Source organism: Rhizobium leucaenae USDA 9039 (assembly GCF_000426285.1).
Classification (GTDB): Bacteria; Pseudomonadota; Alphaproteobacteria; order Rhizobiales; family Rhizobiaceae; genus Rhizobium; species Rhizobium leucaenae.
In genome coordinates this window covers 20,105-36,233 of the sequence record NZ_AUFB01000026.1, presented here as the reverse complement: position 1 = coordinate 36,233, position 16,129 = coordinate 20,105, and the positions used below count along the sequence as shown (strand labels likewise).

The following is a 16,129-nucleotide window of genomic DNA, read 5'->3' as shown; positions in this document are numbered from 1 at the left end:
ACGAAGCGCGGTGGGGCGTAACGATACCAACCCGCTGGGAGGTGATGGCAAGCGAGCGCCAAAAAGCGGTCATACCGGGGCGGACCGCGAAGGCGGCACGAACCGCAGCCGCTAATGGCGCTGATCAACGAGCGCGCTGGCCACGCCGCCCAGCGTCGCAAGATCGATTGCCTCCGGGACGGAATCTGTGCTCTTAAATGAGCATCGACTGCTGAGCGAAGATACCCGCCATCGCGCCTTGCCATGTCGCCGTAGTGACCGAGGGGATGCCAGGGTTGGAAAGGTCACCGGCGGCGTAGATGCCAGGCATGCTGGTTTCACGGCGCTCGTCGGTTTTGAGGGCGATGCCGGTTGGCGTATTGACCGTGGCCAGGCCCAGTGCGTCATGAAGGGTTGCGGACGGCTTATTGCGCGGATGCGCGAACAGGATATCGACCGCGACATCGGGGCCAGTATCCATCTTGATGATCGCCCCATGGCTCCCCTGACGTGCAATTTCGGTGATCCGACCATCAACGAGAGGTACTTGGCGGCCCGCTAGATCGGTCCTTATGTCGGCGGTGATGTCGTGACCATTGCCGAAGACGGTCAACCTGTCGGTCCAATCTTTAAACAGCCTGACCTGATTCATCGACTGCGGGCCAGACCAGACGAGGCCCCAATGCTGGTCAGCTACTTCGAAGCCGTCGCAATATGGGCATGGAATGACGGATGTGCCCCAGTTCTCGGCAAAACCCGGAACATTAGGCATCTGATCGACAACGCCATAGCTCAGTATGAGGCGGCGCGCGCTAAGTGTTTCACCATCGCCAGTAACAACAGAGAAATTGTCGATTGTACCGGAGACGCCGTCCGCGCGGGCATTGACCATCCTGATAGCAGGGTAGCGCGCGAGTTGCTGCCGCGCCACAGCCAGGATGTCGGACGGTGGCTTGTCGTCGTGGCCGAGCACACCGTGCGAGCGGCCAGCGAAGCGGTTGCGCTGAAGGCCGGTATCGAGAACGATGACATTGCGGCGGGCACGACCAAGCTGCAGAGCGGCGGCGAGGCCAGCAAAGCTGCCGCCGATGATGATGACGTGATTCATTGTAGTGGGCTCCGAGTTGCGGATAGAGGGGGCTGGATTGGATTTTGTGCTGGCCTCAGCCGGAGGGACGCCAATGGCCGACATTGCGGCCAGCTTCAGCAGTGTTCGTCGATGCATGGAGCCCTCGCGGCTTAGGTCGGCGCAATTCGACTTGCATGTTTCGGATACTGAATGGTATCGTAAATTCGAATAACGATACTGTCAAGGATCGCAATTGTCATGAGTGAAGATGTTCAGAACCGACGCGGTAGGCCTACCAACGAGGCGCTCGGTCAAACGATAGTAGATGCCGCGTGCGAACTGTTTGAGGAACTGGGATTTCATGGGGCGACGTTGGATCAGGTCGCTCAGCGCGCGAAGATTTCCAAGCTGAGCATTTACAAGCATTTCGAGAACAAGGAGGCGTTATTTGGTGCGGCCTTTGCGGCCCGCTGCCAGCAATTGGTGCCGCAGAAGCTTTTTGATGGCGTCGATGGTTCAGCAGAGGATCAGCTCATGGCGGCGGGATCGTCACTGCTTCGCACGCTTCTGCGCCCGGAGGTCCGCAATGTCGAAGCCATGGTAATGGCCGATACGCCAAACCAGAAGTCGTTGAGCAAGGTCCACTACGAAGCAGGTCCCGCCCATATCATTGCGCAAATCGAAGGACTGTTGCGTCAGTTGCATGCAAATGCACTTCTGAACGTGCCGGATTCGCTTGGGTCCGCCCGCTTGTTTGCAGCGCTCTTCAAGGGCTCCGATCTCCTGATTATCGCACGCTTCGACGAGGCGAGAGCAGCGGACGACAACGAGATCGAATCCTATTGTCGGTCCGCCGTCGCCATGTTCATTGCTGCGCACAGGGGCAGCGATGATGCGGCCGGGTAACCTGGAAGAGACCATGGAGGGGCCGCTCGCTTGAGATTTTGGCCACGTGCATTGACCCCGCGTAACATCGTTTTTCGCTTTGGGCCATCCGCAGACTTAGCTGTTTGCCCGCCGTAAACAGCTCCACGGCATCAGCACATCGATCTGACTCTGCTTGTGGCCGCTGACGATGGCGGTGAGCGTAGCAGTCAGATATGCAAACGGATCAACCGAATTGAGCTTGCAGGTCTCTATAAGCGAGGCGATCACCGCCCAGTTCTCTGCTCCCGCATCGTGGCCCGCAAAGAGAGCATTCTTACGGTTCAGAGCTATCGGGCGGATGGTTCGCTCGACGGTATTGTTGTCAATCTCTACGCGGCCGTCGGTTAGGAAGACACAGAGGCCCTCCCAGTATTTGGCGATATAGGCGAGTGCTTCGCCAAGCGGCGACTTGCCAGCGACGCGGGCACGATGATGCGTGAGCCAGCTCCGCATGTCGGCGACCAACGGCGCTGACCATGCCTGCCTCCGAGCGAGGCGAGCGTCGGGGTCGAGACCGCGCAGCTCTGCTTCGATGCGATAAAGCTCGCCGATCCGCTTCACGCCGTCCTCGGCAATGGGCGTTGACCAGTGCGCGTGATCTCGACCAGCTTTCGACGCGCGTGTGCCCAACAATAGGCAAGTTGGATGTCCAGCCCAACACGTTCCGGCGCGATCAGCCGATTATATCCGGAGTAGCCATCCACCTGAAGGGTGCCCGTGAATCCTTGCAATATCCGCTCGGCATGGAGACCGCCGCGACCGGGTGCATAGGTGAAGGCTACACCCGGCGGCGCACCTCCGCCCCACGGTCGGTCATCACGGGCCAGCGCCCAGAAGTATCCGGTCTTGGTTTTACGTGAACCGGGATCGAGCACTGGCGCACGGGTCTCGTCCATGAACAGCTTGGTCGACCGCTTCAGGTCGGCGATCAGAGCGTCGAAGACCGGACGAAGTTCGAATGCCGCCCGGCCGACCCAATCAGCGAGCGTGGACCGGTCGAGATCGATACCCTGTCGGCCCATGATCTGGGCCTGTCGGTAAAGCGGCAGGTGATCGGCATATTTGGACACCAGCACATGCGCGATGGCGGCCTCCGTCGGCAACCCGGCGTGGATCAATCTTGCAGGTGCTGGAGCCTGGGCAACGCCGTCGGTGCAGGAGCGGCAGGCATATTTGGGACGACGCGTGACGATAACGCGGAACTGCGCCGGGATGACATGATGCAGGCGCTGCTACCGGCGGTGTATCCGATTCTTCAAGGGAATTTCGACCTCACCTTCGCGCAGGTTGGCTTCCTCACCTTCGTCTATCAGGTCACCGCCTCGCTTCTGCAGCCCTTCATCGGCTCGTATACGGACAAGCGCCCGATGCCCTATTCGCTGCCGGTCGGCATGGCCTCGTCGATGGCCGGCATGCTGACGCTGGCCCTCGCACCGAACTACGCCATCCTCCTGGTCGGCGGCGTCCTTCTCGGCGTCGGCTCCTCGATCTTCCATCCGGAGACGTCCCGTATCGCACGTCTGGCATCTGGCGGATCGCACGGACTGGCGCAATCGCTGTTTCAGGTCGGCGGCAACTTCGGCACCGCACTCGGCCCGTTGGCCGCAGCCTTCATCGTCCTGCCGCGTGGACAGGGCGGCCTCGCCTGGTTCGCGCTCGCCGCCCTCGCCGGCATGATCATCCTGACCGCGCTCGGCCGCTGGTATCAACTGAATGGCCATGGCCGCCGGCTTTCGGGCAAGAGCAGCGCCCGACACGGGTCGCTCTCCCGTAGGCAAGTGTCGATGGCCATGAGCGTCCTGATTGCCCTGCTGTTTTCGAAATACATCTATCTCGCCAGCTTCACGAGCTACTACACATTCTATCTGATGGAGAAGTTCGGCCTGCAGACGCAGAGTGCCCAGATCTACCAGTTCGTGTTCTTCGGCGCCGTCGCGGCAGGCACCGTCGCTGGCGGCCCGATCGGTGACAGGCTCGGCCGCAAACTCGTCATCTGGGTTTCAATCCTCAGGGTCCTGCCGTTCACGTTGATCCTGCCGCATGTCGGCCTGATGCCGACGGCGATCCTCAGCGCGATCATCGGCTTTATCCTCGCTTCCGCCTTTCCGGCGATCGTCGTCTATGGGCAAGACCTGATGCCGGGCCGTGTCGGGATGGTATCGGGCCTGTTCTTCGGTTTCATATTTGGGATCGGCGGCATCGGGGCCGCGATGCTCGGCGGACTGGCCGACTGGAAGGGCATCGCCTTCGTCTTCGACCTGTGCTCGTTCTTGCCGGCGATCGGAATCCTGGCAGTGCTTCTTCCGAACGTTCGAGAACCCAAAACTTAGAGCATTGACGCCGACACTCCTAACCTCAAAACGCCAGCAGAAACGGCGCCACCGCAAACTTCCGGGCAGATCTCAGCAAGGCCTTACCGCTTTGACAGGCCTCTCCCCTCCTGAGTTCGTGAAATCATTAGGTCAAATTTTTATACCTGTTTTTCAGCTTACCGCTTCAATTGAAATCGGGAAGTAAAAGCGACAGCCGGCCCCATCAAACTACTAATTGGTAACTTGGCGAGATCATAAGACATTGAAATCATGGTAGATGTTTTGCTAACCGAACTCTATCTGAAAATTAGGGTTCCTCACTGCTGATGGTTCTGGGTTGAGGCCATCACTTCCGATAAGTAGTGCTTATCGGAAGTTAGCCATCTTAAGCAATATTCTTGCCATCAGCGCCCGAAATCGCTATGTTTTACTGAATTTCAAGCGAGGAAATCCCATGTCCGAACCGCAACTGTCCATCCGCAGCGCCAGGGCCAGGGATTTGGCGCATGCGCTGGCGCGGCGCACCGGCCAGCCGATCAACCGCCTGGTTGAACTCGCGCTCGAACGCTATGATCAGGAGCTGCGGGAAAAGCCAGCGCAAACGCCGGCCGATACCCTTTGGGAACTTATGGCTGAAGGCCGACGCTCCGTTCCCCCTGGCGCCACCTCTGCCCATGACGATTTCTATGACGAAAACGGCCTGCCGATATGATCGTCATCGATGCGTCCGTTATTGTGGCGACAGCGTTGAACGAGCCGGAAGCCGAAATATTCCATTCCCTTGTCACGCGTGAGGAAATACTCATTGGCTGGCCAACCCTTCTTGAGGCGCGCATGGTGCTGGCCGGCAGAAAATTTCCGAACGCTGCGGCAATTATCAACCAGCTTGTAGAACTGCCGAACGTGACGGCTGTCGCTTTTGGCGAACGGCATTACTACGCCGCCGAGAAAGCCTTTGACCAGTTTGGCAAAGGACGTCATCCGGCGAGCCTGAACATGGGGGATTGCTTCTCCTACGCGGTCGCTTGGATCGCCAAGGCGCCGCTGTTGTTCAAAGGTAACGATTTCGGCCAGACGGACCTGAAACTTCATCCGGCATCAGCCCGCTGACGGACGATCGCCAATCAAGCTCGAGAATGCCATGGAAGACCGCGTCAGATTTGCCCTCGAAAAACTCTTGAACGTCGCCCATGAAGACACCGGCCAAGGCCGGCGGGTCGCCAACTTCCTGCTCGCCTGGTGGAACACCGAGGTGCATGGCCGTTTCGATCCCACCGATCTTACCAATGTCGATCCGCACATCGGCGAGGACATGGCGACGATCTTCACCTTTCTCGCCCGCGAGGAAGATGTCGTCTACCCCTACGACTACCGTGACGAAATCGAAGCCATCATCGCGCGCTGGCGACCGCAGGCGGAGAGCGCCTGATGGCCGTGTCTCCAGCCCCGCTTACCACCGATGTCGCGCGCCGAGCCGAAGCGCTCGACACCATGGCCGCCATCCTGCCGATCGACCGCCGCGACAAGCTCGCCGAGCTTTTGACCGATCAGGACGTCGAGACGCTGCGCCATCTGGTCAACGAGGGCATGGGCAACAATACCCTACGGGCGCTGGCGTCCGATTTGGCCTATCTGGAAGCCTGGTCGCTCGCCGCGACCGGATCTCCCCTGCCCTGGCCGGCGCCGGAGGCGCTGCTGCTGAAATTCGTCGCCCATCACTTGTGGGACACGGCGAGACGCCACAGCGATCCCGATCACGGCATGCCGGTCGACGTTGATCGGATCCTGCGAGATGGTGGCTTCCTGCGGGCTGCCGGGCCGCATGCGCCGGACACCGTGCGCCGTCGGCTCGCCAACTGGTCGACCCTGACCAAGTGGCGCGGCTTCGACGGTGGCTTCGCCTCCCCTGCCCTGAAAGCCGCCATTCGCCTCGCGGTCCGCGCCGTGCCCCGGCCACGTCGTCGCAAGAGCGCCAAGCCGGTCACGTCAGACGTGCTGGCGAAACTCTTGGCGACCTGTGGCGGCGACAGCCTGCACGATCTGCGCGACCGGGCGATCCTGATGGTCGCCTTTGCCTCCGGCGGCCGCCGCCGCAGCGAAGTGGCCAGCCTGCGCAAGGAGCAGCTGACGGTCGAGGCGCCGGTCATCGCTGACGATATTCCCCTCCCCTGTCTGTCCATCCATCTCGGCCGCACCAAGAATTCCGGCGCCGGCCAGGACGAGGTCGTTTATCTCACCGGCCGGCCGGTCGAGGCACTGAATGCCTGGCTGGCAGCCGCCAAGATCGATCGCGGCAGCGTGTTCCGGGCGATCGATCGCTGGGGCAATGTTTCACGACGGGCGCTCGATCCGAAGGCAGTCAATGACATCGTCAAGAAAAGGGTTGCAGCGGCGGGGCTGGAGGTGGGCGAGTTCTCCGCGCATGGTCTGCGATCGGGTTATCTAACGGAAGCGGCCAATCGAGGCATTCCCCTTCTAGAAGCCATGGGGCAATCCCGACGTCGCTCCGTTCAGCAAGCATCCAGCTACTATAACGATGTGGAACGAAAGAACGGGCGCGCTGCGCGCTTGCTCATGTAGCGGCGGCATCCTGGTCTGCGGGGAGGCTTCCCAAATTGTCCTTGCAATTCTGGAATTGCACTCCATAAATGCGAGGATGATTAATCGTCGAATAGCATCCGACCTGAACGAACTGCTCGACACGAATCCAGCGGTCGCTCTCATCGGCCCGCGCCAGGTCGGTAAAACCACATTGGCGCTCTCCATAGCCGACCATCGTCCATCGATCTATCTCGATCTGGAATCAGATGCCGATCGCGCCAAGCTCACCGAGCCGGAACTCTATCTCGGCCAGCATAGCGACAAGCTCATCATCCTGGACGAGGTCCACCGGCTACCTGATCTTTTCCAGAACTTGCGCGGACTTATCGACCGCGGCCGTCGAAGCGGGAGAAAGGCTGGGCATTTCCTGCTGCTTGGTTCCGCATCCATCGACTTGCTGAAACAGTCGGGCGAGACGCTGGCTGGGCGCATCGCTTACCTCGAAATGGCGCCGGTCAACGGCATGGAAGTGCCAGCTGAACAGCTCAATACGCTCTGGCTACGAGGTGGTTTCCCGGATAGCCTGCTCGCTGCGAGTGATCGTACAAGCCAGCGCTGGCGACAAGATTTTATTCGCACATACCTGGAGCGAGATATTCCTTTGCTCGGCCCCCGTATTCCCGCCGAGACATTACGGCGCTTCTGGACCATGCTCGCACATCATCAGTCCGGACTTCTAAACGCCGCAGAATTTGCACGTGCACTTGGCGTCAACGGCAAGACAGTCGCCTCCTATCTCGACCTCCTGGTTGATCTGCTACTCGTCCGACGCCTGGAGCCTTGGCATGCAAACGTTGGAAAGCGTCTTGTAAAGTCACCACGGGTCTATGTTCGCGACAGTGGCATTACCCACGCCCTCTTGGGGCTGACCACTCAAGAGGATTTGCTCGGTCACCCGGTCGCAGGCGCAAGTTGGGCAAGTTTCGTGATCGAGACGTTGATTGCCGCGGCGCCGGCCGGAACACAGAGCAATTTCTATCGCACTTCCGCCGGTGCCGAAATCGATCTGCTTCTCACGCCGCCGGGCGGTCATCCCTGGGCAATCGAAATCAAGCGAAGCCTGACACCAAAACTCGAGAAGGGTTTCTATCTTGCGTGCGAGGATCTGAATCCGTCGCGACGCATCGTCGTCTACCCAGGACTGGAGACCTTTCCGCTGGGAAACAAAGCGGAAGCGATGCCTCTCGTCGCATTAGGAAGCTCTCTGTCTGAACTCACTTAGCCATCGATATATGCCGGCCGTCCTGACCGGGATCCGAACCGGCGTTTTTGGCATCAAGGCATGGGCAACGAGAGGGCATCCGGCCGAAGCGAACGCCGGAGCGCCTTCTCCGATAAAGATCGCTGCCCCATTCTTCCTAAGCGCATGCAATGTCGAGGACAGGCAAACGCTCTGGATGACTTTTCTACGTGGGCGTTAAACCACGCATGCAGAGGATGGGTTAACCCGCGACGCCTTTATCGTGACTTCCCTCTCCGCGAGCTCTTCGACAGCGAATCCAAGACCTGCAGCCGACATCCGGCGCTAGTTCGCATCATTCGATCGGCCGCACATCCGTTCCCGACACTGTCTGTCCGCCAAAATATTTACACCGGCCTAGTCTTTAACCTTGCTTCCGGCAGTTTGGCGGCAATGCCCAAGCCGCACCAGCAGAAGAAGAGGCACTGACATGATTTTCAAGCACTCGAACCCGAGGATCGCGCCGCCGAGCGCTGCAGCGGACCGGCTTGATCTGGCAATGGTTGACCGCTAGGTTGCCGCCGCGACCAACCGACACAACACGAGGAATATCATGCCGACCGGCAAGGTTAAGTTTTTCAACTCCGACAAAGGTTTTGGTTTCATTACGCCGGAATCCGGAGGAACTGACGTTTTCGTACATGTCTCCGCCCTGCAATATGGGGACGGGCTCAAAGAGGGGCAGTCCGTTTCCTACGATCTCGGTCAGGACCGTAAGACCGGCAAGTCCAAGGCGGAAAACGTCAGACCGCTCTAAGAAGACCAACAAGGAGCTACCGGAGCGGCCACATTCGCCAATTCGCTTCGGTGGTTGCCGTCCCTGGTGCAACAGTTTTCTGCGCTATCAGAGCGTTGATAGTGCGCGATCTTCTGTCCGGCCTCCGAATGTGACGCCTGCCACCGCCCCTAAATGGTCCCTTTCATGTTGAGAGACCTTGTCGCCAAAGCGAATATCACTTTTCGCAAAGCCGCCGTCCGCCGGCATAGGGCTGATAGGTGCAATCGGCGGGGCGGAAAGAGCGATAGGTGCGGGAGCAGGCAGCGATGTTGCAGACCTGCGTTGCTCCTGGGTTGTCGATCGCCGCTTCCGTCGATTGCGGTGGATTCGGCGCGGGCTCAGCCATCGCCTCCCGCATGAAGTCCCGCCAAATATGTGCCGGCAAGGCGCCGCCGGTGACACCGTTCATCGGCGTGCCGTCGTCATTGCCCACCCACACGCCAGCGACGAGCGGTTCCGTGAACCCAACGAACCAAGCGTCACGATTGTTCTGGCTGGTGCCGGTCTTGCCGGCGGCAAACGTGCCGGGGTCGGCTCCTCGTCCAGTGCCGCGTTCGACCACCAACTGCAGCAGGCCAATGAGATCGGACTGGTAGGGGGAAAGGTCGACACTCGGCTTTACTTGTGAGCCAACTCGAAACGTCTTTGCCTGCCCTGCTGCTTGAAGGTCCATGATGCCCCAGGGCTCGACAGGCGCTTTGCCGAGATGGACGGATGCATAGGCGCTGGTGAGATCCAGCAAGTTCACTTCGGATGTGCCGAGCGTCAGAGACGGCGTGTTGGCAAGCGGCGTCTTAATGCCGAGTTCGCGCGCGGCGGCAATCACCTTGTCGAGCCCGACCTCTTCGGCGAGCGCTACCGACGCGGCATTGAGCGACCGCGCAAAGGCCTCGGCAAGCGTCACCCAGCCATGATAGCCGCCGCCGGAATTTTCCGGCGACCAGCCGTCGATGTCGATCGGCGCGTCCAGAATCCGGTCGGACAGAGTGAATCCGGCCTTCAGCGCTGCGTAGTAGACGAACAGTTTGAAGGCGGAACCCGGTTGCCGCATCGCGGTGACGGCACGGTTGAACTGGCTTGCCTTGTAGTCGCGCCCGCCCACCATGGCAACGACCGCGCCATCGGGTCTCATCACAACCAAAGCGGCCTGCGATGCGCCGACTGACTTTCCTTCACCATCCAGGGCTTTTCTCACGACCTCTTCGGCGATCTGCTGGAGCCGCGGTACCAGCGTCGTCCGCACCGTGGTTGACCCCGGAGAGGCGCCGGCGATTTCGCTCGCCTGCGGCGAAATCCAGTCGGCAAACCAGCTGCCGGAGCGCGGTGTCGGCGTTGTCGGATGCGGTTTGGCGAAGCTCGCCTTGGCTTCCTCCGCCTCGCCTGCGGTAATTTTGCCGTTGGCCACCATCGCGTCAAGAACAACGGCAGTGCGCTGCCGCGCGCCTTCGAAATTGTCGATCGGATTCCATTGGCTCGGCGCCCGCAGCAATCCCGCCAGCATCGCCGATTCCGGTAGATTGAGAGCCTCGATATCTTTGTTGAAATAGATCCGCGCGGCCGCCGGCATGCCGGTAGCGCCGGCACCCAGATAGACGCTATTGAGGTAGCGGGTCAGGATTTCCTGCTTGCCGAGCTTCCACTCCAGCCAAACGGCTATGACAACCTCCTGGATTTTTCGTTTTATCGTCCGATCGGCATCGAGGTACTGCAGCTTGATGAGCTGCTGGGTAATCGTGCTGCCGCCCTCTACCACGGAGCCAGCTTCGAAGTTCCGCAGAAGCGCTCTTGCAATCCCTCGGGGATCGACGCCGAAATGATCCATGAAGCGTCGATCCTCAATCGAGAGGACAGCATCGATCAGATGCGGTGGAAACTGATCATATTGCGCATATGGCCCTTGATAAGGGCCTTGTCTCACCAATGGCGCTCCGTCCGCGGTTTCCAGCACCACGACGGGCTTCAACGTCCCATCCCGGATTTCACCCCAGGGCACGTCTTTCAGTGCCCACACCAGTACGCTTCCGACCACCACGCAGGCTAGAACCGCCAATCCAATGGAGATTTTCCACCAGCCGGTATTTGGCGAAGCATGTCGCCAATTTTCGAACTGCCTTATCCGCAGGCCACGAATATTGCTCACCGGTTTAGACAAAGCAGTTGCGAGCCATCTGCCAAAACTGCGGACTGTTGATAGGCTTTCCGGCCCGCTCAGCGTATTTAGTTTCGTTCTCAAGTACGAAGCGGCCGTTTTGGCCCTGGCTTTTGCGAAGATCGCGCTTACCCGCAAATCATGACCGAGTGCCCGCAGTAGATTGTGCGTCGCCTGCCTGCTTTGGCCAAAGGCTCCATCAGCCTGTCGCGCAGCATCGGCCGATGAACTGGACGCTGTATCAGACGAGGGTGCCGGCGCCGCAACTTTGTCGCCAGCGAACTCCGAATCCGGCAGGCGATTGGCACCCGTGCTCGGGTCGCTGGTACTTTGGGCTGAGGAATCGGGAGGGCTTGGCATCGGTTCCCGCTAAAAGGCTCTTTTCGCTAATGTAGGGCGAGCTTATAACGTCGCCATGTGGAATGCTTCCATCGCAAAACCGGCCCTCTAGTTGCCAACTTTCGACCTTGCCTCACGATCGATGGAATGACTGATTAAGTGACGCAACAACATTGCGGTTCCATCAGCAAGCGTCTTCCGATCATGATTCCAAACTAGCCTTACCAGCAACAGTAGGTATAAGCGGCCTACCCTGCCGACAAATGGCAACATTTGATTGATACGCCCATTTCAGGCTCCGAACCGCTACCGGGTGCTCATTGACACCGTTCTCTTGACGCGCCTCCTGGCCGCATACCCAAGCCTGGTTGGCAGCGATTCAGTCGGCTTATCCCGCTCGGTCCTTCTGTGCTGGTTGGGTGGAATTGCTGAGAGAGGGATGAAGATTATATGCCGAGGTGCTGTTGAGGAACTGCCCGTACCACCAACTGCGAACCAAGAGCCTAGCGTGTCGTCTGTTGGCACCACCCCCGCGACGATCAGGATACCTCGGTCGAATATCCGCTCAGGCGCAATAGCGACGCGTTGAGCCGTACCTGATCTTGGCTAAAATCCGTGGGACCGGCGCCATCCCGCATGCCTTCATTTGTTGAACAAGTGTCACCTCCTCGATCCCCATCTATTTTGACAGCCGTGCAGATCCTTATTTTCCGCTGGATAATCAATAATTTAAAGACAAGATCAGTCAATAAGAACGGGGTCGAAAGACACGTTAAGATATTGTTAACTAAAAGGAGTTTGCCGAAGAGGTAGAATCGCCAGTATTAATAACGCTTATTGCGCTGCCTCTGACCTAAAAGCGTTATTCTGGAATCGGCTGTATGAACATGGCAATCAACATTGAGGCATCTGATTTTGATCAGGAGATTCTCCAGCAGGGAGAGCTGATTTCTGACAATCTGAACATGCTTCGATTGGAGCAGTATCCACCAGACGCAGAAAAAGGTCTACGCGCGTTCTCGTTGGCCGAAGTCGCCGATTATCTCGGCGTCACGCAAAACCACATCAAGAAGCTTCATCTCGAAGGCAAAGGCCCGGTTCCTGCGACAACGTCGTCTGGCTGCCGAACCTATACAGCAGAGCAAATGCTCGAGTTGCGTCACTTCCTTGACAAGAATGGGCGGACCGACTTCAAGCGCTATGTTCCGCATCGCCGGGAGCATCTGCAAATCGTGAGTGAACCATCAATATCAGACGTTCAGAGAACAAACGTACAATTTGACGATGTAAACTCTTACGGCCTTTGAAGAGCCACGAATGAAAACGTCGACGTTCAGTCGTTGGCCAGTACTTCGGTCACAAACCGTGCTAGATCCGAGTCGCCTTCAGACGTGCCCAATTTGTCATGCGGCGAAGCCGCCGTCACATTACCAGTCGCTGACCTAGGCAGCTTGACAAAGGGTAGCTTCCCAGGAGTTCACCATGATTTCGGTGCAACTGAGGTATCGGCGATTGAGGTCTGCCCGGACGCCTTCGCGGCAGCGTCGTGGATCTCCCTCAAGGCGCGACGGGCGTTCTGAAATTGCCGCAGGTCTTCAGTGCTCCCGCCGCCATGGATGGGCGCGGCGTCGCCCTGCTCACGCCCCGCTATTTTCGCCGCGAGTTGGCCGAGGGCCGACTGGTTCAGCCTCTCGGCGAAACATGGGCAGCCGATTGGGCATTCTGGCCTACCTATCCAGAACGAAGCCGTCGCCTGCGTAAGATCAACGCCCTCAGTGCCTGGCTATTGGCCGAGGCAGACAAAGATGAAACCTGACGGCCGATAAGGTATGACGGGTTTTTTCCACACGCAAAGACGAAGGCCACGGCCGCTATGGCCGTGCAATTCGCGTCGCTGTGCATGCAATACGCCCATCATTTTTCGCCGGCAACGCAAATACTGATCGAGTGGATTGACTTCTACTCTGAATCCTAGGCTATATATCAAAATTGTAGTTATGAAACAAGTTTCGAGAATACCAGGGGAAGCAAATGGAACGGTCGTTCTTGACCATTGACGCCCATGAGAACGAAAACGCAATAAGGGCCCTCTCGGCACCGGTTCGCGTTCAACTTCTTAGGCTGCTTTGCTCGAAGGGGCCGATGAACGTCAACGATATGGCCCGATCGCTCGATTTGCCGCAGTCAACGGTAGCCACGGGTATTCAGATCTTGGAGGAGGCCGGGCTGGTGGAATCCCGCCTTGCGAAGGCACGCAAAGGCAGCCAGAAAATTTGCTCGGCAATCTACAGCGAGATTCTGATCAGTTTCGAGGATACCGCCGTCCAAAAAAAGGATGACGTTATTGAAGTGGTAATGCCCGTTGGACTCTACACGAGCTGCGACATCCATGCGCCTTGCGGTCTCTGCTCGACCGAGAGCGTGATCGGCCTGCTCGACGTTCCAGACTATTTCCTCGATCCCCAACGCATGCAGGCTGGCCTCGTCTGGTTTGGCAGAGGGTACGTGGAATACAAATTCCCCAACAACGCAAAAGTGTTGAACAAGGATGTGCGCGCGATCGAATTTGCGATGGAATTGTCCTCGGAAGTGCCGGGGACCAATCCAGACTGGCCTTCTGACATCACCCTGTGGGTCAACGGGATGGCAATCGGCACATGGACTTCGCCAGGAGATTACGGCGACAAGCGCGGCGCCTTCACGCCCGATTGGTGGAAGCTCGAGGGCTCACAATATGGCAAGCTGAAGACCTGGCGCATCTCCACCCGCGGCACCTTGATCGATGGAGTCTCGACCTCCAATGTTACCGTCAGCGACCTTGCCCTTGCGCAGCACTCTTCCATTCGCCTTCGCGTCGGTATCGCAGACAATGCGGGCCATACCGGTGGCGTGAATATTTTTGGTCGCGGCTTTGGAAATTACGGCCAAGACATCGTCATGAGATTATATGTCTAATGACCATATCGTAATTTCTGATTAGTAAAAGCATTTTTTCTTTCTCAGTGAGCTTGCATCTATTTTCATAGCTGCCTGAAAATACATAATTATTTTGCTGCTTCAGTTGCCTCTGCACAAAGTCATAGCGCGATTGACAGCATCCTTTGTTGCTATCAAGATGGACAAACGAAAACAAGAAATCTGATACATACATCGGAGGGTCCGTTGAAGGCAAATGTTATTGTCCATCGCGATTTTCGTGTCGCCAGCATCGACTCCAGGCTCTACAGCTCGTTCCTCGAGCACCTCGGTAGGGCGATTTACGGCGGCATTTATGAACCTGAACACCCGACTGCCGATGAAAACGGCTTTCGGCGCGATGTGATCGATCTGGTCCGTGAGCTGAATTCACCCTATTGCCGCTATCCCGGAGGCAATTTCGTTTCCGCCTACAACTGGGAAGATGGTGTTGGCCCGCGCTCGGAGCGCCCGGTCCGCCTCGACCTTGCTTGGCGCACCCGCGAAAGCAATCAGATCGGTGTGAATGAATTCGTCGATTGGTGTAAGAAAGCGAACACCAAGCCAATGCTTGCCGTCAATCTCGGCTCTCGCGGCCTCGATGCTGCCCGGAATTTTCTTGAATATTGCAATCATCCCGCCGGCACCTATTGGTCGGACCTGCGGCGCAAGCACGGCTGGACAAACCCCCATGACGTCAAATTATGGTGCCTCGGCAACGAGATGGACGGTCCTTGGCAAGTCGGCCACAAGTCGGCTTATGAATATGGGCGTCTGGCAGACGAGACGGCGAAAGCTATGCGCGGTTTCGACAAGTCCCTGGAACTCGTCGTCTGCGGTTCTTCTCATTCGGACATGAAAACCTATCCCGATTGGGAGGCAGAGGTTCTCGAACAGTGCTACGACAGCGCCGACCACATCTCTCTTCACATGTATTTCGCCAATCGCGAAAAAAATACGCTCAACTATCTCGCCCGCACGACGAAGCTTGACCGGTACATCACGACGATCGGCGGCGTGATCGACTACGTCAAGGCGAAGAAGCGATCAAAGAAGACGATCGGCATTTCCTTTGACGAATGGAATGTTTGGTATCATTCCAATCAGCAAGACAAGGAGATCTTGGCGAGAGATGAATGGCCAGATGCGCCACACCTGCTAGAAGACGTCTACAATTTCGAAGACGTGCTGCAGGTTGGCGGCATTCTCAACACCTTCATCCGCCGTTCGGATCGTGTGCGCATCGCTTGCATCGCCCAGCTCGTCAACGTCATTGCCCCGATCATGACGGAGGATGGCGGCCCGGCCTGGCGCCAGACGATCTATTATCCCTTGTATTTCGCCTCCAAATATGGCCGTGGATCGGCGCTGCAACTGATCACCGATGGTCCGACCTATGATTGCGACGAGGCGAATGACGTTCCCTATCTCGATGCGTCGGCCGTTCTTTCCGACGACGGCAAGACCCTGACCTTCTTCGCTGTCAATCGCCACACAGAGCGCGCGCTCGATTTCGATGCCCGGCTGGAGGGCTTCGCAAATGCCCGCATTATCGAGCAGGTGGAGATGACCAATGGCGATCTGCAGGCTGTCAATACGGCCACGCGGCCGGAAACGGTCATCCCGATCAGTGTCGAAACTGCAAAAATCGAGGATGGCAGGCTGCGGGCGGCGCTGAAGCCGCTGTCCTACAGTGTCATCCGGCTGTCGGTGTGATGACCATTTGCCAGCAGGGCTATCGGTCCTGACGGAAGCATATCCGGCTCGTTGCGAGGAGGCA

At 58.1% G+C, this 16,129-nt stretch carries 13 protein-coding genes and 2 pseudogenes; 12 read left to right on the top strand and 3 right to left on the bottom strand.

Features of this window, described 5'->3' with window-relative positions:
* Nucleotides 1-193: 193 nt before the first annotated feature.
* Nucleotides 194-1,087, bottom strand: coding sequence for an NAD(P)/FAD-dependent oxidoreductase (locus K290_RS0127130; RefSeq protein ID WP_028754768.1), 894 nt, complete (start codon nt 1,085-1,087; stop codon nt 194-196).
* 219 nt (nt 1,088-1,306) lie between these two features.
* On the opposite strand from K290_RS0127130, the gene K290_RS0127125 reads away from it, so the two are divergent.
* Nucleotides 1,307-1,954 carry a TetR/AcrR family transcriptional regulator gene (locus K290_RS0127125; protein ID WP_028754767.1) on the top strand — a complete coding sequence of 216 codons (648 nt, stop codon included), beginning with the start codon at nt 1,307-1,309 and terminating at the stop codon, nt 1,952-1,954.
* Nucleotides 1,955-2,050: 96 nt separating this feature from the next.
* On the opposite strand, the pseudogene tnpC reads toward K290_RS0127125, so the two are convergent.
* Nucleotides 2,051-3,192 (bottom strand): annotated as a pseudogene (gene tnpC, locus K290_RS35105) (IS66 family transposase); the annotation flags it as partial.
* Here tnpC and K290_RS35100 point away from each other — a divergent pair.
* The 7 genes from K290_RS35100 to K290_RS0127085 all read left to right on the top strand — a co-directional run bounded on the left by K290_RS35100 (nt 3,085) and on the right by K290_RS0127085 (nt 8,885).
* A complete protein-coding gene (locus K290_RS35100; protein WP_425337611.1) occupies nt 3,085-4,305 on the top strand; it encodes an MFS transporter in 1,221 nt (406 codons plus the stop codon). The pseudogene tnpC and the gene K290_RS35100 overlap by 108 nt on opposite strands.
* 436 nt (nt 4,306-4,741) lie before the next feature.
* Nucleotides 4,742-4,999 carry a type II toxin-antitoxin system VapB family antitoxin gene (locus K290_RS0127110; RefSeq protein WP_028754766.1) on the top strand — a complete coding sequence of 86 codons (258 nt, stop codon included), beginning with the start codon at nt 4,742-4,744 and terminating at the stop codon, nt 4,997-4,999.
* Nucleotides 4,996-5,397, top strand: coding sequence for a type II toxin-antitoxin system VapC family toxin (locus tag K290_RS0127105; protein WP_028754765.1), 402 nt, complete (start codon nt 4,996-4,998; stop codon nt 5,395-5,397). The genes K290_RS0127110 and K290_RS0127105 overlap by 4 nt, the downstream gene beginning before the upstream one ends.
* Before the next feature lie 31 nt (nt 5,398-5,428).
* Nucleotides 5,429-5,716, top strand: a complete 288-nt coding sequence (locus K290_RS0127100; protein WP_028754764.1) for a DUF7673 family protein — start codon at nt 5,429-5,431, stop codon at nt 5,714-5,716.
* Complete coding sequence (locus K290_RS0127095; protein ID WP_028754763.1) at nt 5,716-6,867, top strand: site-specific integrase; 1,152 nt, start codon at nt 5,716-5,718, stop codon at nt 6,865-6,867. The genes K290_RS0127100 and K290_RS0127095 overlap by 1 nt, the downstream gene beginning before the upstream one ends.
* Before the next feature lie 76 nt (nt 6,868-6,943).
* Nucleotides 6,944-8,110 carry an ATP-binding protein gene (locus K290_RS0127090; RefSeq protein WP_037136379.1) on the top strand — a complete coding sequence of 389 codons (1,167 nt, stop codon included), beginning with the start codon at nt 6,944-6,946 and terminating at the stop codon, nt 8,108-8,110.
* Nucleotides 8,111-8,681: 571 nt separating this feature from the next.
* Nucleotides 8,682-8,885, top strand: a complete 204-nt coding sequence (locus K290_RS0127085) for a cold-shock protein (protein ID WP_028754761.1) — start codon at nt 8,682-8,684, stop codon at nt 8,883-8,885.
* 196 nt (nt 8,886-9,081) lie between these two features.
* Here K290_RS0127085 and K290_RS0127080 read toward each other — a convergent pair whose 3' ends face one another.
* Entirely contained in the window at nt 9,082-11,415 is a 2,334-nt protein-coding gene (locus K290_RS0127080) for a PBP1A family penicillin-binding protein (RefSeq protein WP_037136375.1), read from the bottom strand.
* Between the two features lie 860 nt (nt 11,416-12,275).
* Here K290_RS0127080 and K290_RS0127075 point away from each other — a divergent pair.
* The 4 genes and pseudogenes from K290_RS0127075 to arfA all read left to right on the top strand — a co-directional run.
* Nucleotides 12,276-12,632: pseudogene (locus tag K290_RS0127075) on the top strand (plasmid partitioning protein RepA); the annotation flags it as partial.
* Between the two features lie 308 nt (nt 12,633-12,940).
* A complete protein-coding gene (locus K290_RS38780) occupies nt 12,941-13,210 on the top strand; it encodes a type 2 periplasmic-binding domain-containing protein (RefSeq protein WP_028754758.1) in 270 nt (89 codons plus the stop codon).
* Nucleotides 13,211-13,425: 215 nt separating this feature from the next.
* Nucleotides 13,426-14,349: an ArsR/SmtB family transcription factor gene (locus tag K290_RS0127065; RefSeq protein ID WP_028754757.1), complete on the top strand. Its 924-nt coding sequence runs from the start codon at nt 13,426-13,428 to the stop codon at nt 14,347-14,349.
* 207 nt (nt 14,350-14,556) lie between these two features.
* Nucleotides 14,557-16,065 (top strand): arabinosylfuranosidase ArfA, encoded by a 1,509-nt coding sequence (arfA, locus tag K290_RS0127060; protein WP_028754756.1) that lies wholly within the window; start codon nt 14,557-14,559, stop codon nt 16,063-16,065.
* Nucleotides 16,066-16,129: the final 64 nt, after the last annotated feature.